The 24,370-nt window shown below is 53.1% G+C and carries 17 protein-coding genes and 3 rRNA genes; 17 read left to right on the top strand and 3 right to left on the bottom strand.

Annotation, left to right across the window (positions count from 1 at the left end; translation table 11 throughout):
- Positions 1–12 precede the first annotated feature (12 nt).
- Genes NST69_RS28145 through NST69_RS28135 form a run of 3 tightly spaced genes read left to right on the top strand, consistent with a single transcriptional unit; the run spans position 13 to position 2,937 of the window.
- Complete coding sequence (locus NST69_RS28145; protein WP_340957827.1) at positions 13–738, top strand: ABC transporter ATP-binding protein; 726 nt, start codon at positions 13–15, stop codon at positions 736–738.
- Positions 735–2,009, top strand: a complete 1,275-nt coding sequence (locus tag NST69_RS28140) for an FtsX-like permease family protein (protein ID WP_340957829.1) — start codon at positions 735–737, stop codon at positions 2,007–2,009. Before NST69_RS28145 ends, NST69_RS28140 begins: the two co-directional genes overlap by 4 nt.
- A gap of 13 nt (positions 2,010–2,022) precedes the next feature.
- Positions 2,023–2,937 carry a hypothetical protein gene (locus NST69_RS28135; protein ID WP_340957830.1) on the top strand — a complete coding sequence of 305 codons (915 nt, stop codon included), beginning with the start codon at positions 2,023–2,025 and terminating at the stop codon, positions 2,935–2,937.
- Positions 2,938–3,017: 80 nt separating this feature from the next.
- Here the strand turns inward: NST69_RS28135 and NST69_RS28130 are convergent, their stop codons facing one another.
- The gene (locus tag NST69_RS28130) at positions 3,018–4,292 is read right to left on the bottom strand and encodes a molybdopterin-dependent oxidoreductase (RefSeq protein ID WP_340957831.1); all 1,275 of its coding nucleotides are present in this window, start codon (positions 4,290–4,292) and stop codon (positions 3,018–3,020) included.
- 114 nt (positions 4,293–4,406) lie between these two features.
- Complete coding sequence (locus NST69_RS28125; protein ID WP_036721068.1) at positions 4,407–5,657, bottom strand: MFS transporter; 1,251 nt, start codon at positions 5,655–5,657, stop codon at positions 4,407–4,409.
- Between the two features lie 481 nt (positions 5,658–6,138).
- Here NST69_RS28125 and NST69_RS28120 point away from each other — a divergent pair.
- From NST69_RS28120 to pssA, 11 genes are all read left to right on the top strand, one after another.
- A 16S ribosomal RNA gene (locus tag NST69_RS28120) occupies positions 6,139–7,699 on the top strand.
- A 250-nt stretch (positions 7,700–7,949) separates the two neighbouring features.
- Positions 7,950–10,875, top strand: a 23S ribosomal RNA gene (locus NST69_RS28115).
- Between the two features lie 145 nt (positions 10,876–11,020).
- Positions 11,021–11,137, top strand: a 5S ribosomal RNA gene (rrf, locus tag NST69_RS28110).
- The 16S, 23S and 5S rRNA genes sit together here, the layout of an rRNA operon.
- A 434-nt stretch (positions 11,138–11,571) precedes the next feature.
- Complete coding sequence (locus tag NST69_RS28105) at positions 11,572–12,744, top strand: GNAT family N-acetyltransferase (RefSeq protein ID WP_342547693.1); 1,173 nt, start codon at positions 11,572–11,574, stop codon at positions 12,742–12,744.
- A gap of 362 nt (positions 12,745–13,106) precedes the next feature.
- Positions 13,107–13,568: a CtsR family transcriptional regulator gene (locus NST69_RS28100; RefSeq protein ID WP_036721901.1), complete on the top strand. Its 462-nt coding sequence runs from the start codon at positions 13,107–13,109 to the stop codon at positions 13,566–13,568.
- Between the two features lie 30 nt (positions 13,569–13,598).
- The gene (locus NST69_RS28095) at positions 13,599–14,123 is read left to right on the top strand and encodes a UvrB/UvrC motif-containing protein (protein ID WP_036721899.1); all 525 of its coding nucleotides are present in this window, start codon (positions 13,599–13,601) and stop codon (positions 14,121–14,123) included.
- A 29-nt stretch (positions 14,124–14,152) separates the two neighbouring features.
- Complete coding sequence (locus tag NST69_RS28090) at positions 14,153–15,217, top strand: protein arginine kinase (RefSeq protein ID WP_036721897.1); 1,065 nt, start codon at positions 14,153–14,155, stop codon at positions 15,215–15,217.
- A gap of 37 nt (positions 15,218–15,254) precedes the next feature.
- Positions 15,255–17,723 (top strand): ATP-dependent protease ATP-binding subunit ClpC, encoded by a 2,469-nt coding sequence (gene clpC / locus NST69_RS28085; RefSeq protein WP_339311767.1) that lies wholly within the window; start codon positions 15,255–15,257, stop codon positions 17,721–17,723.
- Positions 17,724–17,940: 217 nt separating this feature from the next.
- The gene (gene radA / locus NST69_RS28080; RefSeq protein ID WP_036692317.1) at positions 17,941–19,308 is read left to right on the top strand and encodes a DNA repair protein RadA; all 1,368 of its coding nucleotides are present in this window, start codon (positions 17,941–17,943) and stop codon (positions 19,306–19,308) included.
- A 13-nt stretch (positions 19,309–19,321) separates the two neighbouring features.
- Positions 19,322–20,398, top strand: coding sequence for a DNA integrity scanning diadenylate cyclase DisA (gene disA / locus NST69_RS28075; RefSeq protein WP_036721893.1), 1,077 nt, complete (start codon positions 19,322–19,324; stop codon positions 20,396–20,398).
- A gap of 64 nt (positions 20,399–20,462) precedes the next feature.
- Positions 20,463–21,200 (top strand): CDP-diacylglycerol--serine O-phosphatidyltransferase, encoded by a 738-nt coding sequence (gene pssA, locus NST69_RS28070; protein ID WP_076081725.1) that lies wholly within the window; start codon positions 20,463–20,465, stop codon positions 21,198–21,200.
- A gap of 170 nt (positions 21,201–21,370) precedes the next feature.
- Here pssA and NST69_RS28065 read toward each other — a convergent pair whose 3' ends face one another.
- Positions 21,371–21,766 (bottom strand): hypothetical protein, encoded by a 396-nt coding sequence (locus tag NST69_RS28065; protein WP_036692322.1) that lies wholly within the window; start codon positions 21,764–21,766, stop codon positions 21,371–21,373.
- 210 nt (positions 21,767–21,976) lie between these two features.
- Here NST69_RS28065 and NST69_RS28060 point away from each other — a divergent pair, with 210 nt between their 5' ends.
- From NST69_RS28060 to ispF, 3 genes are all read left to right on the top strand, one after another.
- Positions 21,977–23,065 carry a PIN/TRAM domain-containing protein gene (locus NST69_RS28060; RefSeq protein ID WP_341166883.1) on the top strand — a complete coding sequence of 363 codons (1,089 nt, stop codon included), beginning with the start codon at positions 21,977–21,979 and terminating at the stop codon, positions 23,063–23,065.
- 100 nt (positions 23,066–23,165) lie between these two features.
- On the top strand, positions 23,166–23,864 hold the full coding sequence (ispD, locus tag NST69_RS28055; protein WP_342547691.1) for a 2-C-methyl-D-erythritol 4-phosphate cytidylyltransferase: 699 nt from the start codon (positions 23,166–23,168) through the stop codon (positions 23,862–23,864).
- Positions 23,861–24,349, top strand: coding sequence for a 2-C-methyl-D-erythritol 2,4-cyclodiphosphate synthase (gene ispF, locus NST69_RS28050; RefSeq protein WP_076081728.1), 489 nt, complete (start codon positions 23,861–23,863; stop codon positions 24,347–24,349). Before ispD ends, ispF begins: the two co-directional genes overlap by 4 nt.
- The last annotated feature ends 21 nt before the right edge of the window (positions 24,350–24,370 follow it).

The raw sequence follows: 24,370 nt of genomic DNA, 5'->3' as shown, positions 1-24,370 counted from the left end.
GAGTGGCTCCTATTGCTTCAGATTCAGAATTTGACCAAACAATTCAAAGTGGACGGCAGAGCTGTGCCGATCCTCGATATCCCCCGGTGGAATGTTGAAAAAGGAGAGCGTGTAGCCATTACCGGACCCAGCGGGTCCGGTAAAAGCACGCTTTTGCATCTGATCAGCGGCATTATGAGTGCAGACAGCGGCAGAATTACCGTAGATGGGCAGCCGCTTCACGAGTTAACTGAGGCGAAGCGCGATGCCTTTCGTGCTTCTGCTATAGGCTATGTGCTTCAAGACTTCCATCTGATTCCTTCGCTGACCGCGCGGCAGAATGTCGAGATTGCCATGACGGCCCGGCTTCCGCAAAAGGAGAGACGGCGCATAGTGGACGGCTGGCTGGAGCAGGTGGGCCTGGGGGGCCGCGGAAGGCATCTGCCTTCCCAGCTCTCACGCGGGCAGCAGCAGCGCGTTGCTATTGTAAGGGCCATGATCAATCACCCGCCGCTTCTGCTGGCAGATGAACCGACAGGCAGCTTGGACTGGGAGACGGCCGATGAGATATCCTCTCTGCTCCTGGAGCTTAGCAAGGCCCATGGACACACCTTAATCGTGGTAACCCATGACCTCAATATGGCTGAACGGTTTCCGCGCCGCTTGAACATTCACGATATCAATGAAGTACGCCGGGAGGTATTAGCCCGGCAGCGGTCTTCGTTCAGCGGGATAGACAGGGAGGGGATTTCACTATGAGCCTGTTCCGGCTCACCCTCCGCAATGTGCTGCACCGGCGGTTCCTGTCTCTGCTTACCGTGTGTGCTGTGGCGATTACAGTTGCCTTTATTGTGTTACTTGTCCTGTCCCGGCAGAGTGTAGAGCAGGGAGCCAAGAAAGGCTATGGCCCCTTTGATCTTGTCATAGGCGCAGCGGGCAGTGAGACACAGCTGGTACTCAATACCTTTTATCATATCGGCGCGCCAACCGGGAATATCCCGCTTGCTGTATTGGATGAGGCACGGCGGGACCCGTCTGTGGAAGCTGCCTTTGCGATGACTACGGGCGACAACTACAAGGGCTATCCGATTGTCGGGATAGATTCCGGGTATTTCTTCACCCGTTACGGTGGCAGCAGACTGCAGGAAGGCAAGATGTATGCCGATACTGGTGATACGATTGTAGGCTCATACGTGGCCCGGTCGCTTGGACTGAAGGTAGGCGATACCTTTGCGGGGGCGCATGGACTTGTACAGGGAGAAGACCACGAATCCGCAGCGGCTGAGCATGAAGGGGATCATGAGGCCGAAGAAGCAGGAGGACATGCGGCAGCCGAAGATGAGGGGACGGGAGAGCAAGCCGGGCATGCTCATGAGGATTTTCGATACAGAGTAGCGGGTATTCTTCCAGAACTCCATACTCCAGATGACCGGGCGGTCTTTACGACAGTTGACTATGCCTGGGCTGTACACGGGCTGTCTCCTGAGGAACGGGAGATTACGGCGGTGCTGGTTAAGCCGGCCAGTCTGCTGGGGGCCCATGATTTGAAGCAGGCGTTCGATGGCAGCAATGGTGTCCAGGCGGCGTATACCAGCAAGGCCGTGTCCGAGGTGTTGAATGCAGTGGATCAGGGCTCCCGGCTGCTGGGGATGCTGACGGCCATATGTGTGCTGCTCGCAGGTATTGCGATTCTATTATCTCTCGTTGCAGCAGCCTCAGAGCGTACCAAGGATGTCGGAATACTGCGTCTTCTCGGAAAATCACGGGCCTACGTATGGCTCTCCCTAACCACAGAAGGCCTGCTGGTAACAGCAACCGGACTCATCGCGGGGCTTGTGACCGGTCATCTCGGAGCCTATCTGCTCAAGGACATGCTGTTCTCGCAGGCGGGCATTCAAATCGAGCCTTACCATTGGACACCGGAGCATTGGTTTATTGTGCTTGGGGCGTTGGCTATAGGTCTGCTGTCCTCGCTTGGACCGGCCTTCCGGATGTACCGGATGCATCCGCTCGCCTTGTTCAAATCATAGGAGGTACGTTCAATTGATACGACTACAAGGAAGAATGCTTCTGCTGTCGGGAGCTGTGACAGGTATGCTGCTGCTTCAGGCATGTGGCCAGAATACTGCTGCTAATGGGAACGGGGAGTCCTTTGCGGCGGTGGTGGAAGCTCCGCAGAGCACTGAGGAAGTCACGGCGGAGGCTGAGTCGTCCGCATCCCCTTCCCCGCAGGCCCCTGCTCCAGTTGCCGAGGGCGGAGTTGCTGCATCCGCTGCTCCATCCAAAGGTACGGATACCGGGACCAAGGTGACGGTTACGTTCAAGCCGTCTCCATCGCCTACTGCTGCACCTGTTGGAACGGCTACCCGGAAGCCCTCCGGAAAGAATGTAACCATTACGCCGAGTCCGGCCGCCTCTTCTTCTGTACAAAGCCCCCGCCCAGCGGCAGCGTCTAAGGGTACCGGGGGGAGCAGCGCTGAAGCAGAACCCGTCAAGGCTGGATCTGCTCCGGCATTGAGCGTATCCCCATCACCGTCACCGTCACCGTCTGCGGCAGCGGCAGCGGCAGCGGCTACCGTGAGTGCTGCCTCCACAGGGAATAAGGCCATAGACTGGAACGGTTTTTTTGACGGAGACGATCAGACCCGGCCCTCAGAGCACTTCTGGGATCTTAGCGGACAGCAGGTTACCATTAAGGGCTTCATGGGTGAGGTCCTTTCTTTTGAGAAAAACTGGTTTCTGCTTATTCCCGAACCGGGTGCAGAGTGTCCGTTCGATAATGGGGATGAGACCTACTGGAACAAGATTATGATCGTGTTTGTTCCTGAAGGCAGTAAGCTCCGCTACACCTCTGGTCCGCTGGAAATATCGGGGCGTCTGGATGTCGGAATCAAGATTGACGAGTCCGGCTACAAAACCATGTTCCGCCTGTACGACGCTTCCTTCAAAAGCCTGTGATCCATTAAGCAAGAACAAAAAACCTCCAAATCCCGGATTGGGAAAGGAGGTTTTTTCTGAAATAGAGGACAGAAGCTACATTACACCCGCTTCGCACCCGGCAGCCAGGCATCTTTATCGTATCCCCGCTGTTCCCAGTACCCGATATAATCTTCATTGATTAACTCAATCCGGTTCAGCCATTTGACTGATTTGTAGGCATACATTTGCGGAGTAACGAGGCGAACCGGCCCGCCGAGCTGATTGGGGATAGGTTTGCCATCGTGCATCACGGCCACCATGATATCGTCCATCCTCGCCTGATCCAGAGTGAGTGAGTCCGTATAGACACCGTCTCCCGAGTAGAACTTGACCATGACGGCCCCAGGCTGCACACCGGCCATATCGAGCAGCTTCGAGAGGGGGAGGCCCTCCCATGTATTTTTGTACACAGACCAGCCTGTTACGCAGTGAAAATCACTGACCTGCACCTCGCGCTGCAGCTTGACGAACTCTTCCCAGTTCCAGCTCAGCTTCTTATCCACCAGGCCATCAATGGTAAAAGACCAGTTGGAGTTGTCGAACGCGGGAATGGCCGTGACCGTATATACGCGAAAGCTGCCCTCGGCTCCCCCGCCGATAGGAGGTGCCGATTCCGCCAGCGGAATAGGATCGGGAACCAATGCATTGGCATTGCTTGCCGCATAGTCAGCTGTGCCGGGAAACTGCAGGGATTTACCGATCCAGCGGACAAAAGTGGGACCGAGCGTGACAGCAAGCCCTGCGCCTACCGCAACCTTAATGAACCCGCGGCGTGAATACATAGGCTGGGCTTCAGAAGGAGCCGTGCGCCGAGCCCGTCCTGCGGGAGAAGAGGCCTCTTCAACAGGTACAGCTTCTGCCACAATCGTGCGCTTCTTGGGCTCCTTCAGCCACTTCACCCGTGTAATGGAGTGATAGATGATGACTGGCAGGCCGACCCAGGTCAGCAGATCATGAATGAATAACGCAGTATTCGCTGCTCTCGGCCCGGCAAGCCTGAACTGCCAGAGCACAACCCCTGAGATCAGCCAGCCGATCAAAAGCGTCAGCACGAAGAGGACGTTGGCTTTTTGCGCAGGTTTACCCTTGAGCCGCTTCCAGTGCTTCGCCGCCAGGAGCAGATAATAGACCACAGGGATCAACAGCGCCAGACCGAACACGATATGGCCCCATTTCAGCCACACTCTGCCCTCACCCAGCAGCTCTCTCCAGAAGCCGCCTACCAGCATTAGACCACTAACGGCAAGGATTAAGACCAGCCAGGCATTCCACAAGTGAATCGAGACGAGCTTCTTTCCGTATCCTTTGCGAAGGGGTGTAAGTAAGTTTTTCAAGCGCTTAGCCTCCTCTGGTGCCTCCACCTTAGAGTGATTAATTCAAGTTTCAACTAATTGTACCGCAAAAAGTGTCCCTTGAATAATTCTCTGCCGTTATCCAGATTCAGCGGATTATTCCGCTGCCCATTCCTCCAGCTTCTTGTCGCCGGGCAGCAGCAGGGCCAGCAGACCGAGCAGCGGCAGGAAGCCGCAGGCCACGAACACCGTGGCTATTCCGATCGTGTCGATCAGATGCCCAATTACGACAGAGCCAATTCCGCCAAGCCCGAAGGCAAGGCCGGTAATCAGACCCGAGACCGTACCGATATTGCCTGGATACAGCATCTGCGCGTAGATCACAGTGACGGAGAAGCTGGATAATAGAATGAACCCGGAGATGATCAGCAGCACGGCCGCCCAGAACTGGTTCACAAAAGGCAGGGCCAGCGCAAAAGGCACCGTCCCGATCATCGACACCAGAATAAGATTACGGCGGCCGAAGCGGTCTGCCAGCGGGCCCCCGAAGAAGGTGCCGACAGCGCCGGCAGCGAGATAGATGAAGATATAGATCTGAGCCTTATCCAGCGTCATCCCGTATTTGTCCATTAGATAGAAGGCATAATACCCGCCGATGGAGGCGCCGTACCAGGATCGCACGAATACGATGAAGACCAGAATAACCGTTGTAATCAGAATACGTTTGCTGCGGGCAGGGTCGATAGAGCGTGACGCTGACTTTTTGCGGAAGGTGTATCCGGCATCCAGCATCTCTCGGTACCAGCGGGCCACATAGGCCTGGATGGCGACTCCGGCAGCGGCGATAACGGTGAAGCCGAGAGCACCCATCTGACCGAAGGGAATGAATACCCACTTCATTAATAGAGGACCCAAGGCCTGGCCGGCGTTGCCGCCCACCTGAAATATGGATTGCGACAGCCCCTTGCGCTGACCGGCAGCCATATGAGCCACACGCATCCCTTCCGGATGGAACGCAGCTGATCCGAAGCCCACAAGCATTACGGATACAATCACTAATACATAATTACCTGCAAAAGCGAGCAGGAACACCCCGGCAAAGGTACAGCACATCCCCAGCGGGAGCAGGATCGGACGCGGCTTCCGGTCAGCGGCGAAGCCGATAATAGGCTGAATCACCGAAGAGGTGAGATTCAGCGCGAACGCTATCCAGCCGATCTGGGCATAGGAGAGTACCAGGTTATCCTTTAGTACAGGGAACATCGCCGGAATCAGTGCCTGAATGGAATCATTGAATAAATGAACAAAGCTGACAGCAAGCAAAATACGGTAGATGGTAGCCTGCTGCAGATTTCGTGATTCCCCCAGAGGGCCGGGTGGAGCTTGAGGCAGGGTCTTGTTGGACATTTGAACTCCTTTCAGGAACAGTTAATAAATAAGTTATCTATAGGATACGAAGATAAATTCTATTGTAGCGACAAATGAAGTATTATGGGAATCAATTTGTGCAGGGCTGCGGTGAACTATTCACTATTAACTCAAAAAAAGCAGTGCTTAATCCTATTATAAAAAAAGACTTGCAAACGCTTGGAGCGCGTGATATATTATCTCTTGTGCTTATGAGACATCGACGCTGAATTGAGCGGCGGAAGAAAAATAAGTTGACAACAAACGTAATAAAATGATATGATCTAATTCCTGTGCAAGAGACATAACGTTGAAATGCCGGGAGCAAGTTCTTTGAAAACTGAACAAATGGAACGCTTTAATTTTTACAAGATTCATTCAATGAATCGTCAGTTTCAAAATGAGCAATCGCTCTTTTCGATAGTTTTCGGATGGTTATTTCCTCGAAGTGATTCGGGTGAAGCAGCCGCTCGGAAAAACCTAATTGGAGAGTTTGATCCTGGCTCAGGACGAACGCTGGCGGCATGCCTAATACATGCAAGTCGAGCGGAGTTTGAAAGGAAGCTTGCTTCCTTTCAAACTTAGCGGCGGACGGGTGAGTAACACGTAGGCAACCTGCCCTCAAGCCTGGGATAACTACCGGAAACGGTAGCTAATACCGGATAATTTCTTTTTTCTCCTGAGAGAAGAATGAAAGGCGGAGCAATCTGCTGCTTGGGGATGGGCCTGCGGCGCATTAGCTAGTTGGTGGGGTAACGGCCCACCAAGGCGACGATGCGTAGCCGACCTGAGAGGGTGAACGGCCACACTGGGACTGAGACACGGCCCAGACTCCTACGGGAGGCAGCAGTAGGGAATCTTCCGCAATGGGCGCAAGCCTGACGGAGCAATGCCGCGTGAGTGATGAAGGTTTTCGGATCGTAAAGCTCTGTTGCCAGGGAAGAACGTCCGGTAGAGTAACTGCTACCGGAGTGACGGTACCTGAGAAGAAAGCCCCGGCTAACTACGTGCCAGCAGCCGCGGTAATACGTAGGGGGCAAGCGTTGTCCGGAATTATTGGGCGTAAAGCGCGCGCAGGCGGTTATTTAAGTCTGGTGTTTAAACCTTGGGCTCAACCTGAGGTCGCACTGGAAACTGGGTGACTTGAGTACAGAAGAGGAAAGTGGAATTCCACGTGTAGCGGTGAAATGCGTAGATATGTGGAGGAACACCAGTGGCGAAGGCGACTTTCTGGGCTGTAACTGACGCTGAGGCGCGAAAGCGTGGGGAGCAAACAGGATTAGATACCCTGGTAGTCCACGCCGTAAACGATGAGTGCTAGGTGTTAGGGGTTTCGATACCCTTGGTGCCGAAGTTAACACAGTAAGCACTCCGCCTGGGGAGTACGGTCGCAAGACTGAAACTCAAAGGAATTGACGGGGACCCGCACAAGCAGTGGAGTATGTGGTTTAATTCGAAGCAACGCGAAGAACCTTACCAGGTCTTGACATCCAACTAACGAAGCAGAGATGCATCAGGTGCCCTTCGGGGAAAGTTGAGACAGGTGGTGCATGGTTGTCGTCAGCTCGTGTCGTGAGATGTTGGGTTAAGTCCCGCAACGAGCGCAACCCTTGACTTTAGTTGCCAGCAGGTGAAGCTGGGCACTCTAGAGTGACTGCCGGTGACAAACCGGAGGAAGGTGGGGATGACGTCAAATCATCATGCCCCTTATGACCTGGGCTACACACGTACTACAATGGCCGGTACAACGGGAAGCGAAGCCGCGAGGTGGAGCCAATCCCAGCAAAGCCGGTCTCAGTTCGGATTGCAGGCTGCAACTCGCCTGCATGAAGTCGGAATTGCTAGTAATCGCGGATCAGCATGCCGCGGTGAATACGTTCCCGGGTCTTGTACACACCGCCCGTCACACCACGAGAGTTTACAACACCCGAAGTCGGTGGGGTAACCCGCAAGGGAGCCAGCCGCCGAAGGTGGGGTAGATGATTGGGGTGAAGTCGTAACAAGGTAGCCGTATCGGAAGGTGCGGCTGGATCACCTCCTTTCTATGGAGAATCGTCTTCTGCAATGAAGACATTCAAATCGGAAGCTTTGCTTCCACTAATAGAACCCTTGGGTTCGAATACTCACTCGTTGGTCAGTTTTGAGAGTTTAAGCTCTCATCTTTAAACTTGATCCTTGAAAACTGGATACCGAAACGAATTTGCGTTTTAGAACATTCCTTTAAGCTGAACTTGTGTAAACAAGTTTCATATTAATGGCGATACTAGCGATTTTCCTTAGGGAAAACGCATTGGTTAAGCTACTAAGAGCACACGGAGGATGCCTAGGCGCCAGGAGCCGACGAAGGACGTGGCGAACAACGAAACTGCCTCGGGGAGCTGTAAGCAAGCTTTGATCCGGGGGTGTCCGAATGGGGAAACCCAGCTGTGGTAATTCGCAGTTACTCATTTCTGAATACATAGGAAATGCAGAGGCAGACCAGGGGAACTGAAACATCTAAGTACCCTGAGGAAGAGAAAACAATAGTGATTCCGTCAGTAGCGGCGAGCGAACGCGGAACAGCCTAAACCAAGGGGCTTGCCTCTTGGGGTTGTGGGACGTCTCACATGGAGTTACAAAGGAATAGAGTAGGCGAAGAGGTCTGGAAAGGCCCGCGATAGAGGTAAAAGCCCTGTAGCCTAAACTGTGTTCTCTCCGAGACGGATCCCGAGTAGTGCGGGGCACGTGAAACCCCGTATGAATCCAGCAGGACCATCTGCTAAGGCTAAATACTACCTGGCGACCGATAGTGAAACAGTACCGTGAGGGAAAGGTGAAAAGCACCCCGGAAGGGGAGTGAAATAGAACCTGAAACCGTGTGCTTACAAAAAGTCAGAGCCCTCTTTATGGGTGATGGCGTGCCTTTTGTAGAATGAACCGGCGAGTTACGTTTAACATGCAAGGTTAAGGTGAGAAGCCGGAGCCGCAGCGAAAGCGAGTCTGAATAGGGCGACTAAGTATGTGGACGTAGACCCGAAACCGTGTGATCTACCCCTGTCCAGGGTGAAGGTGCGGTAACACGCACTGGAGGCCCGAACCCACGCATGTTGAAAAATGCGGGGATGAGGTGGGGGTAGCGGAGAAATTCCAATCGAACTCGGAGATAGCTGGTTCTCCCCGAAATAGCTTTAGGGCTAGCCTCGGTGAATGGAGTGGTGGAGGTAGAGCACTGATTGGGTGCGGGGCCCGCAAGGGTTACCAAGCTCAGTCAAACTCCGAATGCCATTTACTTCTTGCCGGGAGTCAGACAGTGAGTGCTAAGATCCATTGTCAAAAGGGAAACAGCCCAGACCATCAGCTAAGGTCCCCAAGTGTGTGTTAAGTGGGAAAGGATGTGGAGTTGCACAGACAACCAGGATGTTGGCTTAGAAGCAGCCACCATTGAAAGAGTGCGTAATAGCTCACTGGTCGAGTGACTCTGCGCCGAAAATGTAACGGGGCTAAACACACCACCGAAGCTATGGCTAGATGCTTTGCATCTGGGGTAGGGGAGCGTTGTATGTAGGTTGAAGGTGTACCGTAAGGAGCGCTGGACAGCATACAAGTGAGAATGCCGGTATGAGTAACGAAAAGATCAGTGAGAATCTGATCCGCCGAAAGCCCAAGGTTTCCTGAGGAAGGCTCGTCCGCTCAGGGTAAGTCGGGACCTAAGGCGAGGCCGACAGGCGTAGTCGAAGGACAACAGTTTGAAATTACTGTACCACCGTAATCCGCTATGAGCGATGGGGTGACGCAGGAGGGTAGTGACGCGGACTGATGGATGTCCGTCTAAGCAGTGAGGCTGGTGTGCAGGCAAATCCGCACATCGTAAGGCTGGGCTGTGATGGGGAGCGAAAATTATAGTAGCGAAGGTCATGATCTCACACTGCCAAGAAAAGCCTCTAGTCAGGAGAAGGTGCCCGTACCGCAAACCGACACAGGTAGGCGAGAAGAGAATTCTAAGGCGCGCGGAAGAACTCTCGTTAAGGAACTCGGCAAAATGACCCCGTAACTTCGGGAGAAGGGGTGCCTCGGTAGGGTGAATAGCCCGAGGGGGCCGCAGTGAAAAGGCCCAAGCGACTGTTTAGCAAAAACACAGGTCTGTGCGAAGCCGCAAGGCGAAGTATACGGGCTGACGCCTGCCCGGTGCTGGAAGGTTAAGGGGAGCGGTTAGGAGCAATCCGAAGCTGTGAACCGAAGCCCCAGTAAACGGCGGCCGTAACTATAACGGTCCTAAGGTAGCGAAATTCCTTGTCAGGTAAATTCTGACCCGCACGAATGGCGTAACGACTTGGGCGCTGTCTCAACGAGAGATCCGGTGAAATTTTAATACCTGTGAAGATGCAGGTTACCCGCGACAAGACGGAAAGACCCCATGGAGCTTTACTGCAGCTTGATATTGAATTTGGGTACGATCTGTACAGGATAGGTGGGAGCCGTGGAGGCAGGAGCGCAAGCTTCTGCGGAGGCGCCGTTGGGATACCACCCTGATCGTATCTAGGTTCTAACCTAGTGCCCTCATCGGGTACGGGGACCGTGTCAGGCGGGCAGTTTGACTGGGGCGGTCGCCTCCTAAAGAGTAACGGAGGCGTTCAAAGGTTCCCTCAGAATGGTTGGAAATCATTCGCAGAGTGCAAAGGCATAAGGGAGCTTGACTGCGAGACCTACAAGTCGAGCAGGGACGAAAGTCGGACTTAGTGATCCGGTGGTACCGCATGGAAGGGCCATCGCTCAACGGATAAAAGCTACCCTGGGGATAACAGGCTTATCTCCCCCAAGAGTCCACATCGACGGGGAGGTTTGGCACCTCGATGTCGGCTCATCGCATCCTGGGGCTGAAGTAGGTCCCAAGGGTTGGGCTGTTCGCCCATTAAAGCGGTACGCGAGCTGGGTTCAGAACGTCGTGAGACAGTTCGGTCCCTATCTGTCGTGGGCGCAGGAAATTTGAGAGGAGCTGTCCTTAGTACGAGAGGACCGGGATGGACGTACCGCTGGTGCATCAGTTGTTCCGCCAGGAGCATGGCTGAGTAGCTACGTACGGACGGGATAAGCGCTGAAAGCATCTAAGCGTGAAGCCCCCCTCAAGATGAGATTTCCCAATTAGTAAGACCCCTTGAAGACGACGAGGTAGATAGGTTGGAGGTGGAAGTGCAGTAATGCATGGAGCTGACCAATACTAATCGGTCGAGGGCTTATCCAAAAGCTACCCCAAAAAGTGAAGATGACGCTGACGAAGCGGATTCCGAATACTTTCCGGGGGCCCCGTAAGAAGGGCAAACGCAGATTCGTTTCGGATTCAGTTTTCAGGAATCAATTTCCTGAAGCATTTACGCTGTAAATGCCCGTTTGGTGGCGATAGCGGAGGGGTTCCACACGTACCCATCCCGAACACGACCGTTAAGCCCTCCAGCGCCGATGGTACTTGGACCGAAGGGTCCTGGGAGAGTAGGACGTTGCCAAGCACATGAGCCATTGTTGAGCAATCGACAGTGGTTTTTTTGCGTGCAGGCAGGGCTGTGGAAAAGCTGTGGATAGATTTCAGTAAGTACAGAAAAGTTGCGCACATGTGGATACCTTTACAGGAACAGAATGATCCCCGGATCATGGAGGAATCACGCACAATATTGTGGATGAGTCAAGCGAAAACATAAGTAATACACCGATTTTGTGGATAAAAAGTGAATATTGTGGATAGATAAAATGTAATCGGGGATAACTCTTTTGAGCCGGAAAGAAACTCTTTCCGGTTTTTTGCTTTGCTGTGCAAAAGCTGTGGATAACTATTCTTTTTGCAACTGGTGGCCAGCCTTTATTAGCATCCGGCGGCTTGGCTTGTTATACTCTCTATTAAGCAAATATCTGGAGCTAATTTATGGAATGTAACGGAGGGAACAGCATGGAAATCAGGCAGTTACGTGCCGGAGAATTTGAGGACAGCCTAAGCTTGTCCGAATATGCTTTTAAGTATAAGGTTTCTGCAGAAGACAGAGTACGCGCCAAGGAGAGCTTCAAACCGGAACAAACCTGGGCGATTTTTGAAGGGGACAGTATCGGTGCGAAGCTGACGCTTCTTCCGTTAGAGGTATATATACAAGGCAAGCCCATTTCTATGGGGGGCATCGCCGGTGTAGCCACTTGGCCGGAGAACCGCCGGCAGGGCTATGTAGCCCATCTGCTGACCCATGCGCTCGAGACGATGAATGAAGCCGGTCAGACATTGTCCTTTTTGCATCCGTTCCTGATTCCCTTTTACCGTAAATTCGGCTGGGAGATCTACTGTGAATATAAGAAGTATACTCTTCCGGTAGGGAAGTTCCCGCACAAGACGGAGATTAAGGGCAGCGTGAAGCGCGATATCCCGGATCTTGCAGTATTCCAGCAGTTGTACGACCAATTCGCTATGAGGTATAACGGGACTCTCCAGCGCACTGAGACCTGGTGGAAGGAAAGTGTGCTTGATGACGATACGCATTCCTGTGTGTTTTATTCAGAGCAGGGTGAACCGGAGGGCTATGTGCTGTATAAAATAGTGCAGCAGGAGCTGGTCATAGATGAGTTTATCTATGGGAACGAGCTTGCCCGCCAGGGCTTGTGGACCTTCCTGGCCAATCATGACTCCATGATTACGGTTGCACAGCTGAAGCTGGTGCCTGCTGACGATATTCTTCCCTTCCTCCTTCCCGATCCGCGGATTGCGCAGGAGAATTATCCATACTTCATGGCGCGTATCGTCAATGCTAAGGCTTTTGTGGAGAACATGATCTTCAATGTGCCTGAGGGTGACCGGGAGCGGGTGCTTTATATTGAAGATAAGCATGCATCATGGAACAACGGGTTATGGCGGTGGACTGTGTCGGAGCAGGGGGGAGCGACGCTTACCCGGATTGAGGGAGAGCGGTCAGAGGCTGACCTGGAATGCAGTATCGGCACGCTTACTGTGCTGCTGATGGGATACAAGCGTCCGCTTCAGGCGGCAAAGTACGGACAATTATCCGGGACTGCTGGGGCGACAGCTTGGCTTGAAGCGCTGATTCCGCAGGCCGAGACGGCATTATTCGATTTTTTCTGACAGAGAACGGCTCTTCCTCTTCCCCTGGGAGGGAGGAGCTGTCCTATACATAACGCCTCCATTTCAGTGAACGAAGCAGGCAACCGGAATACAATACAGCCAAAACGTAAAAAATAAGAGTAACCCCTTGGCATTCAGCGAGAATATGTTATAATATGAAAAAGTCAAAGAAAGTCAAAGTCAACGCAGGCCGGATATCATCGTTCTCAGGAATGTAACATTTAGAGAAAAAGCGCAGTGCAGAGGCTATTGCAGCCGATTCTTATTACATTGCCCGGGTTAAGTTCTTAAGAGCATGTCTCTGACGGCAGGCGTTGGCGCAGCACAGATTTAACCAATGCTTATACACTGGAGGATGAGTGATGCGTAATATCTCCGATATTATTGAACAATATCTGAAGAATATTTTGCATGAAAGTCCCGAAGGTACGGTGGAAATTCAGCGCAATGATCTGGCGGACCAGTTCTCCTGTGTCCCGTCACAGATCAATTATGTCATCAGCACACGGTTCACATTGGAAAAGGGATATGTGGTGGAGAGTAAACGCGGCGGCGGCGGATATATCCGGATTCAGCGCTATGAGCTGCCTCAGAATGTGGCCTTATACGCACATCTGAACTCCACGATAGGGAATGATATTGATCAGAATTCTGCCGAAGGGCTGATTTATCAGCTGGAGGAGGCCCGTTTCCTCTCCAAACGTGAAGCGTGTCTGATGCGGTCTGCGGTTTCCCGGGAATGCCTGACGGTTAATCTGCCGTACCGGGATGAGATTCGTGCCAAGCTTATGAAGGCTATGCTAATCTCTTTATTGGGCAAATAATTTGTCAAATGGTAAGGAGGGACACCGCTCATGCTATGCCAGGAATGCGGCGTCAAACCGGCTACACTCCACTTCACGAAGATTGTGAACGGGGAAAAGACGGAATTTCATATCTGCGAAAGCTGTGCGCGGGAGAAGGGTGAACTGATTCCCGGAACTGCGGGAGGCTTCTCTATCCACAGCTTGCTTTCCGGTCTCCTGGATCTGGAAGGCTCGGGCAAGGGAAAGTCAGCAGCCGCACAAAGTGTGCAGGGGCTGCATTGTGAAAACTGCGGCATGACCTATTCACAGTTCAGCAAGCTGGGACGGTTCGGCTGCAGCTCCTGTTATAAGTATTTCGACAGTACACTTGACCCGCTCTTCAGGCGGGTGCATGGCAGTACAGCGCATGTCGGCAAGCTGCCCAAGCGGGCGGGCGCACAGATTATGTGCAAGCGCCAGATTGATGAGCTGAAGCAGGAATTGCAGCAGAGTATTGTGCAGGAGGAGTTCGAGACCGCAGCTGAGCTGAGGGACAGAATCCGCAAGCTTGAAAAAGAAATGCCACAAGAGTAAAGTCTTTGATATATAGGAGGGATCCGGGCATGTCAAGTCTCCGGTTTACCGAACAAGCACTGAGTGACTGGATGCGCTGCGGCGGCAGCCATTCCGAGATTGTCATCAGCAGCCGTATGCGGATCGCCCGTAATCTGGAGCATCTTCCGTTCCCGCTGCTCGCTTCAAGAGAGCAGTCGGAGGAGGTGCTGGAGCAGCTTGCCCCCGTATTTCAGGGTGAAGCTTCGGCCGACTTCGGCAGCTTCGAGCTGCTGAGACTGGATGAGCTGGGTGAGCTGGACAAAAAGGTACTGGTGGAAAAGCACCTCATCAGTCCTAACCTGGCGGATGATTCCAAAGGCGGGGCAGTCATTCTTAATGAGGACGAGTCAGTCAGCATTATGATCAATGAGGAGGATCATCTCCGCATTCAATGCCTGTTCCCGGGGCTGCAGGTCAGAGAAGCCTGGGTAAGGGCAACCGCCATCGATGATATTTTCGAGGCTGCTGTCAATTACGCCTTCGATGACCGCAGAGGCTACTTAACAAGCTGTCCCACCAATGTGGGAACAGGGCTGAGAGCCTCGGTTATGGTGCATCTGCCGGCCTTGGTGATGACGCATCAGATCAACCGCATTTTGTCCGCAGTTAATCAGGTGGGGCTTACCGTTAGAGGAATTTATGGTGAAGGCAGCGAAGCAGTAGGGAATATCTTTCAGATCTCCAATCAGATTACGCTCGGACAGACCGAAAATGAGATTATTGAGAATCTTCACAGCGTAGTCACCCAGATTATAGAGCATGAACGCAACGCCCGCGAACGCCTGCTGGTTGATTCCGCTCTGCGGATTACGGACCGTATCAAGCGCTCCTACGGAATTCTGGCTTATGCTGCTGTGATGGAACTGAAAGAATCGGCACAGCGGCTCTCCGATCTGCGGCTTGGTGTAGATCTGGGGATTCTGGAAGGGCCTTCGATTTCAGTGCTCAATGAGCTGAATGTCAAGACTCAGCCGGGCTTTCTGCAAAAGCTGTTCGGTGACGAGCTGTCGCCTACTGAACGCGATATGTACCGGGCGAAGCTGCTCCGGGAGACACTGGGATCACAACATTAAATTATAGATATTTATTATCCGTGGAGGTGCAGGAGATATGATGTTTGGAAGATTTACGGAACGCGCACAAAAGGTGCTGGCGCTGGCGCAGGAAGAAGCCGTACGTTTGGGACACAACAACATTGGGACAGAGCATATTTTACTCGGACTGATTCGTGAAGGAGACGGCATTGCCGCTAAGGCATTGATCGGACTTGGTCTGGGTCTGGAGAAGATACAGGATGAAGTGGAAACACTGATTGGCAGAGGTCAGGAACAACCGACCAACATCGCTTATACTCCTCGTGCCAAGAAGGTGATCGAGCTGTCCATGGACGAAGCCCGCAAGCTGGGTCACACGTATGTGGGAACAGAGCATATCCTGCTCGGTCTGATCCGCGAGGGAGAGGGCGTAGCAGCCCGTGTGCTGAACAATCTCGGCATTAGCCTGAACAAGGCCCGCCAGCAGGTATTGCAGCTCCTGGGCAGCAGTGAAGCCACCTCCAGCCACAGCGGAGCTCCGGCTAATGTCAGCACGCCAACACTGGACGGCCTGGCCCGCGATCTGACGGCCTATGCCAAGGACGGTAACCTCGACCCTGTGATCGGCCGCAGCAAGGAAATTGAGCGTGTCATTCAGGTGCTGAGCCGCCGGACCAAGAATAATCCGGTGCTGATCGGTGAACCTGGGGTTGGTAAAACGGCGATTGCCGAAGGTCTGGCCCAAAAGATCATCAACAATGAAATTCCGGAGACGCTGCGCGACAAACGTGTCATGACCCTCGATATGGGTTCTGTAGTGGCTGGTACGAAATACCGCGGTGAATTCGAAGACCGCCTCAAAAAAATCATGGATGAGATTCGCCAGGCGGGCAACATCGTGCTGTTCATTGATGAGCTTCATACGCTGATCGGAGCGGGTGGTGCGGAAGGCGCGATTGATGCCTCCAACATCCTGAAGCCTGCCCTCGCCCGTGGTGAGCTGCAATGCATCGGTGCCACAACGCTTGATGAATACCGCAAATATATTGAGAAGGACGCCGCGCTGGAGCGCCGCTTCCAACCGATCACAGTGGATCAGCCTTCCCCTGAGGAAGCTGTACAGATTCTGTTCGGTCTTCGTGACCGGTACGAAGCCCATCACCGGGTGAAGATTACAGATGAAGCCATTGTGGAAGCAGTCAAGCTGTCTGACCGCTACATTCCTGACCGGTTCCTGCCAGACAAGGCCATTGACCTGATTGATGAAGCAGGCTCTAAGGTAAGACTGAATTCTTACACCATCCCGCCGAATCTGAAGGAACTGGAAATGCGTCTGGATGATATCCGCAAGGAGAAGGATTCCGCAGTACAAAGCCAGGAGTTCGAGAAGGCTGCTGCACTTCGCGATACCGAGCAGAAGATTCGTGAAGAGCTGGACACTACGAAGAACCAGTGGAAAGAAAAGCAGGGCCGCACCGATTCCCAGGTTACACCTGAGGATATCGCACAGGTGGTGGCCAGCTGGACCGGCATTCCGGTCAGCAAGCTGAAGGAAGAAGAGACAGACCGCCTGCTGAATATGGAAGCCCTGCTGCATGAACGTGTAATTGGCCAGGACGAAGCCGTTAAGGCGGTCAGCCGGGCACTCCGCCGGGCGCGTGCGGGTCTGAAGGACCCGAAACGTCCGATGGGCTCCTTCATCTTCCTCGGACCAACTGGGGTTGGTAAGACCGAGCTGGCGCGGGCGCTTGCCGAAGCGATGTTCGGTGACGAGAATGCGGTAATCCGCATCGACATGTCGGAGTATATGGAGAAGCATTCCACCTCCCGGCTGGTCGGAGCGCCTCCAGGGTATGTAGGGTATGAAGAAGGCGGACAATTGACAGAGAAGGTGCGCCGCAAGCCTTACTCGGTTGTACTGCTGGATGAAATTGAGAAGGCCCACCCTGAAGTGTTCAACATTCTGCTTCAGGTACTGGAAGACGGTCGTCTGACCGATTCCAAGGGCCGCGTGGTCGATTTCCGCAATACCCTGATCATCCTGACCTCGAACGTAGGGGCACAGGCGATCAAGAAGAATTCGACGCTTGGATTCACCGCAGTACAGGATGCGGGCGCGGATTACAGCAACATGAAGGGCAAGGTTATGGAAGAGCTGAAGAAGAGCTTCCGGCCTGAGTTCCTGAACCGGATCGACGAGATTATTGTCTTCCACTCGCTGGATGAGAAGCATATCGCAGAGATCGTGACTCTGATGTCCGAGGAGCTGCGCAAGCGTCTGCGTGAGTACGATGTAGATTTCCTGCTCACTGACGGCGCCAAAGCATTCCTGGCCAAAGAGGGCTATGATCCGGCCTTCGGTGCCCGTCCGCTCCGCCGGGCGATTCAAAAGCATATCGAAGACCGCCTCTCCGAAGAGCTGCTCAAGGGCAACATCAAGAAGGGGGATTCCCTGAACATTGATGAGGTGAACGGCGAACTGGTCGTAACCACCGTTGAAGCACCGTCCGAGGTCTCCCTGGAGAAAACAGTCGAAACTGAATAATTGTTCCGGAAAATGAAACAAAGCTCCCGCTCCTCCGTATAGAGGGGCGGGAGCTTTACTTGTTTTCGTCCCTCAGACATACTCAAACACGCCTAAAGGAAGACGCAAATGAAAACTAGATCTTAAGTGTCCTTCCGTTCAGTGTGCAGAAATGGTAAACTTTGAATAAGAGTAAAATATCCGCAATTTTAGCAAGTTCGGACGGTAAGGAGTGCACATGGCTAAACCTAAAACAAAATTTTTCTGTACCGAGTGCGGCTACGAATCACCGAAGTGGTTCGGAAAGTGCCCGGGCTGCCAGGAATGGAACTCGATGGTAGAGGAAACGGAAAGCGTAGTCAAAACACAAGGCATGAATGCACCTATTTTTCAGAGTAAAGAAAAGGCGCAATCGATCATAAATATAGAAAGTGACAAGGAGCCCCGTATTCTGACGGGCATCGGTGAGCTTAACCGCGTGCTTGGCGGCGGGATCGTTCCCGGCTCGCTGGTGCTGGTCGGAGGCGACCCCGGAATCGGGAAATCGACACTGCTGCTGCAGACCTCGCATGCCTTGACTACACAAGGGCTGCGCGTGCTGTATATTTCGGGGGAAGAATCTGTGCGGCAGACCAAGCTGCGGGCCGACCGCCTCGGAGCGCTGTCTGCGGAACTGTACGTTCTATGTGAGACGAACATGGAGAGCATTGAGGAAGCGATTGAGCAGATTCAGCCTCAATTTCTGGTCATTGACTCGATCCAGACTGTATTTATGCCGGAGGTAACCAGTGCGCCGGGCAGTGTAGCACAGGTGCGGGAATGTACCACAAGATTCATGCGCATCGCCAAGATCCGGGGGATCGCCACAGTGCTTGTTGGTCATGTAACGAAGGAAGGCGCTATTGCCGGCCCGCGTATGCTGGAGCATATGGTGGATTGTGTCCTTTATTTTGAAGGGGAGCGCCATCATACGTACCGTCTGCTGCGGGCGGTGAAGAACCGCTTCGGCTCCACCAATGAGATTGGGATCTTTGAAATGGGGGAAATCGGACTGACTGAGGTGGAGAACCCGTCGGAGCTGTTTCTGTCTGAGCGCCCGCTCGGAGTGGCCGGGTCAGCGGTGGTAGCCAGCATGGAGGGCACAAGACCCGTTCTTGTTGAATTGCAGGCGCTGGTGGCTTCAACACATTTCCCTTCGCCCCGCAGAATGTGCACAGGTATGGATCATCAACGGATGGCGCTGATCATTGCTGTGCTGGAGAAGCGGATGGGCATGTTCCTGCAGAATCAGGACGCTTACCTCAACGTTGCGGGAGGGGTGAAGCTGGATGAGCCGGCGGTGGATTTGGCTGTCGCTATCAGCATTGCCTCCAGCTTCCGTGATTTTCCGACCAAGCCGTATGATGTGTTTTTCGGGGAGGTAGGGCTTACCGGTGAGGTGAGAGGGGTATCACGCGCAGAGATGCGGGTGAAAGAGGCGGCCAAGCTTGGCTTCCGGCGGGTTATTATGCCCGAGAAGAGTCTGAAGGGCTGGAAGCATCCGCAGGATATCCAGATTATAGGCGTCAGCACAGTAGCACAGGCACTAGCGGTCGCGTTAGATTAGGGGGCACAGGGACATGAAAGAATATAATCCATCAGATAATATGAATGATCTGCTTAGAATGGCTGCACCCGGAACACCCTTCCGGGAAGGGCTGGAGAATGTGCTTCGCGCGAAGACCGGGGCACTGATTGTTGTCGGATATAGTCCGGAGGTCATGGAGGTTGTCGATGGCGGCTTCTCCATTAACTGCGATTTTTCACCAAACTATTTATACGAGCTGGCCAAAATGGACGGAGCGATTATTCTGAGCGAGGATCTGAAGCGGATTCTGTACGCCAATACGCAGCTGATCCCCGATTCCTCCATCTCTTCGATCGAGACAGGAATCCGGCACCGGACGGCAGAACGGGTAGCGAAGCAGACCGGCAAGCTGGTCGTTTCCATTTCCCAGCGCCGTAATATTATTACGCTGTATCAGGGCTCCATCCGTTACGCACTCAAGGAAATTGGTTCGATTCTGGCCAAAGCCAACCAGGCGATTCAGACCCTGGAGAAGTACAGAGCCGTTCTGACACAAGGGCTGACCAACCTGTCCGCTTCTGAATATGAGGGGATTGTGACGGTGGCCGAGGTCGTCGGTGTGATCCAGCGCGTGGAGATGGTGCTGAGAATCAAAATGGAAATTAAGCGTTACATCAACGAGCTTGGCAATGAAGGCCGGCTGATCAGTATGCAGATGGAAGAATTGGTTGGAAATACAGAGGAAGAAGCATGGCTGCTGTACAGAGACTATGCCAGAGAAGAGCAGGAGGAGAAGATCCGTGAGATCATTGCCGGGCTGAAGCGCAGCAGCGATGATGAACTGATGGATGACAACCATATTGCCCGCCTGCTGGGCTATTCCTCAACAGCCATTTCCTCCGAAGAAGCTGTAACTCCGCGTGGTTACCGCCTGCTGAACAAGATTCCACGGCTGCCGAATGTAATCATCCACAATTTGGTAGAACGCTTCGAAATGCTGCCTAACCTGATGAAGGCAAGCATAGCTGAGCTTGATGAAGTGGACGGTATTGGCGAGGTCCGCGCACGCAATATTCAGGACGGGCTGAAGCGGCTCCAGAAACAAGTTCTTATTGACAGACAAATGTAAATACCATACAATCACGTAATGTTGCAGTCCCATGCAGTACAAGTAGGAAAATTGAGGTGAAGAAATGATACAAAAATCAATTCCAAGTCTTTTTACGATTGGTAATCTGATGCTTGGAATGTTTGGTATCATGATGGCGTTTGACGGCAAGCTGAGCATGGCCGCTATCATGGTGATTATCGCGATGCTGCTCGATGGGCTGGATGGCCGGATGGCCCGTGCGCTGAAATGTGAGAGTGAATTCGGCAAGGAGCTGGATTCTCTATCCGATGTAGTTTCGTTTGGAGTCGCACCGGCGCTGATTATGTATTTAACAAGTCTGCAGGAGCTGAATCCTGCACTGGGATGGACCGTCACAGCGATCTTCCCTGTATTCGGAGCCTTACGTCTGGCCCGGTTCAATGTCCGCCCGGGGATTCCGGGATATTTCGTAGGATTGCCGATTCCTGCTGCGGGCGGGGTTCTGGCCACGCTTGCACTTTTCCATAAGGATGTATCCGCACCATTCATGATTGTGGCTACCCTGCTGCTGTCGTATCTGATGGTCAGCACAGTGAAGTATCCCAACTTCAAGAAGATTGGTTTTCCCAAAAAAGCGGTTATAGGCGCACCTGTAGTTATTGTGATCGCTGTAGCTGTTGCGGTGGTCTTCCCTGAACAGATTGCCAAGCTGATCTTTGGACTGCTGGCGCTGTATGCATTGTACGGCTTCAGACAGAGCTTAGGACTGTTTAAGGTCCGCCGGCAACGCCGCCGCAGAAGACGCGCGGAGGATAAGGTATATCATTCCAAGAACGGTTAGCCCTTCTTCAGAACTTATTTCATTCATAGACCGCTATATACAAAAGGCATTGCCTTTCCTGAATATCAGGAGAGTGCAATGCCTTTTTGCTGCCTGCGGGGAGGGAAGTATACGGAATACGGTTCCCCCGGAGCTGGCGGAATGGATGAAGGAGAGCGCGGACGGTCTGCTCAGGACAAGTTGAACAACCCGAGTGTTGCGCATTTCTGCGATTCCTTGGCGACAACCTCGTCCATATTGATAGCAAGCAAATTGCAGAGTGCAGACATATAGAACAGCTCGCGGCCCAGCTCGGAGCCAATGACCTCCCGGCAGTTCTCACACAGCTCCCCAGCCAGATGGGTTCCGGCAAGCTCCTTGGCTTGCTCAAGGCCTAGAGTGGGCTCGAAGACCTGCTTGGTGGCATGCAGCTGAATGCAGCCGCATTCGGTAATGGCTTTGACGACAGCCCGGTTGACGGAAGCACTGCTCTGTCCGTTCTTGGACATTACATCCAGAAGACTACGGTGACGGAGCAGCAGTTCGGAGACTTGATCCTGGAAGGCCTGTAAACTTGGTGCGCTCATTTTCCATTCACCCCTGGGTTCGAATTGAATTCATTATATGCCAGGGCCTCCCACATTTTCAACCAGGAATAGCAGTTTACGGCAACAGAGCCGGGCGAAATTCGGGGCTTGCAGAAAAAATAACGCGCCCCCCGGATTATTGTCCTAAAAATTGGAACATACTGGTGAGGTATAGAGGATTGATGGATGAATAAAAGGAGGTGCGAGGTTATGTGGAAAAAGTCTGTTATGATACTTGCCGGGTGTTGTGGAGCCTGGTCCGGTTATTCGCTATATCACGCGGCAGAAAGAGGGTTCCCGGTAGGCCTTGGGAAACTGGAGGATAGCTTGCCTATGGAAGGAAGCATTTTGTTTGCGGTGCTGGGTGCCATTATTTTTCTGATTGCGGGGACTTTATGCGCGGAATGGGCAAGTTCAAAGCTGCGGGAGATGGTTGCGTATTGCTCGCGTATCCCGATGAATGAGCTTGCTGCAGGCGCAGCAGGGCTTACGGGAGGTCTGCTGCTGTCTCTGCTGCTGTATCCCGCTATGTCCTGGCTGGGTAAAGCAGGTGAGCTGCTGCAGGTAGCTGCCACGCTTGCTCTGGGCTATATGGGCCTGCGGGTCGGGCTGGAGAAGAAGGAGGAGCTGGCTTCGCTCTGGAATACCGGACGCTGGGCACGCTCTGCTGAACCGGAGGATCGTGGAACTCAGGAGCATAAAATCCTCGATACTAGCGTGATTATTGACGGGAGGATTGCTGACATCTGTAAAACGGGCTTCATCGAAGGCACAATTGTTATTCCTGAGTTCGTGCTGGAGGAGCTGCAGCATATTGCGGATTCGTCGGATCTGCTGAAGCGTAACCGCGGACGCAGAGGGCTTGATATTCTGAATAAGATTCAGAAAGAGCTGGACGTTAAGGTGCTGATCTATGAAGGGGATTTCGAGGAGATCTCAGAAGTGGACAGCAAGCTGGTCAAGCTGGCGAAAGTACTGCACGGCAAGGTCGTCACCAACGACTTTAACCTTAACAAGGTATGCGAGCTGCAGGGAGTGTCGGTGCTGAATATTAATGACTTGGCGAATGCAGTGAAGCCGGTGGTTCTGCCGGGCGAAGAGATCATTGTTCAGGTGATTAAGGACGGCAAAGAACATGGACAAGGCGTAGCTTATCTGGACGATGGCACGATGATTGTGGTGGAGGGCGGCCGGGATTATATCGGCACTACGATGGAGGTTCTGGTGACGAGTGTGCTGCAGACATCGGCAGGACGGATGATTTTTGCCAAACCGAAGCTTCTGGAAAAAGCACAATAAGTTCAGCCCAGGCCTCCGGCAGCACCCTTTCGGGCTTGGAAATGCCAGCCAAACACGTTATGATGGGAGTATACGTGAAAGAAAGACAGGAGCCGAAAGCATGTCAAACAGTGTTGGCGTCGTTATCGTAGCGGCAGGCAGAGGAACCCGGATGGGAACGGCAGAGAGCAAGCAATATTTGCTGCTGCAGGGCAAGCCGATACTCGTGCATACCCTGGAGGTATTCCAGCGGCATAAGCTGATCTCCGAGATTGTGCTTGTCACCGGGGAAGAGGATGTGCAGCGCTGTAAGCAGTGGGTACAAGCCTTCAAGCTGGATAAAGTGGCTGCGGTCATTCCCGGGGGAATGGAGCGCCAGCACTCGGTACGCCGCGGACTGGATGAACTTAAGACCCATTGGGTCATGGTTCATGACGGGGTAAGGCCGTTCGTACAGGACAGCGAGATAGAAGCTTGCTACGAGCGGGCGCAGTCAGCCGGAGCGTCGGTGCTTGCAGTACCGGTTAAGGATACGATCAAGCAGGTCGACAGTGAAGGCAAGGTGCTGTCAACGCCGGATCGGCGAAGTCTGTGGGCGATTCAGACCCCGCAGACTTTTCGTTTGTCCGATCTGCTGTCCGCCTATGAGGAGGCAGAGCGGGACGGTTTTCTCGGGACAGATGATTCCAGTCTGGCGGAACGCAGCGGCATTACCGTGTCAGTTGTAGAAGGAAGCTACATGAATATTAAGATCACGACGCCGGAGGACTTGGATTTCGCTGAATTCACAGTAAGAAGCAGGGGAGAGGAACACAGATGATTGCTGTAGGACAAGGATTTGACGTACACCAGCTGGTCGAGGGAAGGCCGTGTATTATAGGCGGAGTAACGATTCCTTATGAGAAGGGGCTGCTGGGGCATTCCGATGCGGATGTGCTGCTGCATGCTGTAAGCGACGCTATACTGGGAGCACTGGGCCTTGGGGATATCGGCAGACATTTTCCCGATACCGATCCGGCCTTCAAGGATGCAGACAGCCTGAAGCTGCTGGAGCAGGTATGGGCACTAGCGCGTGAGCGCGGATACCGGCTGGGGAATATCGATTCAACCATCATTGCGCAACAACCGAAGATGGCACCTTATATTCCGCAGATGACGGAGATTATTGCCCGCACGCTGAACGCTGACGTATCAAAGGTGAATGTAAAAGCAACAACGACGGAGCAGCTTGGCTTCGCAGGGCGCGGAGAGGGAATTGCCGCCCAATCTATTGTTTGTCTGCTGCAAGATGTGATATCATCGTGAGATGGCTTTAGCGCAAGTAAA

It is taken from the genome of Paenibacillus sp. FSL P2-0089 (assembly GCF_038595095.1).
Taxonomy (GTDB): domain Bacteria; phylum Bacillota; class Bacilli; order Paenibacillales; family Paenibacillaceae; genus Paenibacillus_AQ; species Paenibacillus_AQ silagei.
Note: the sequence above shows the minus strand (reverse complement) of the source record. Positions and strands in the feature narration are given on the sequence as shown.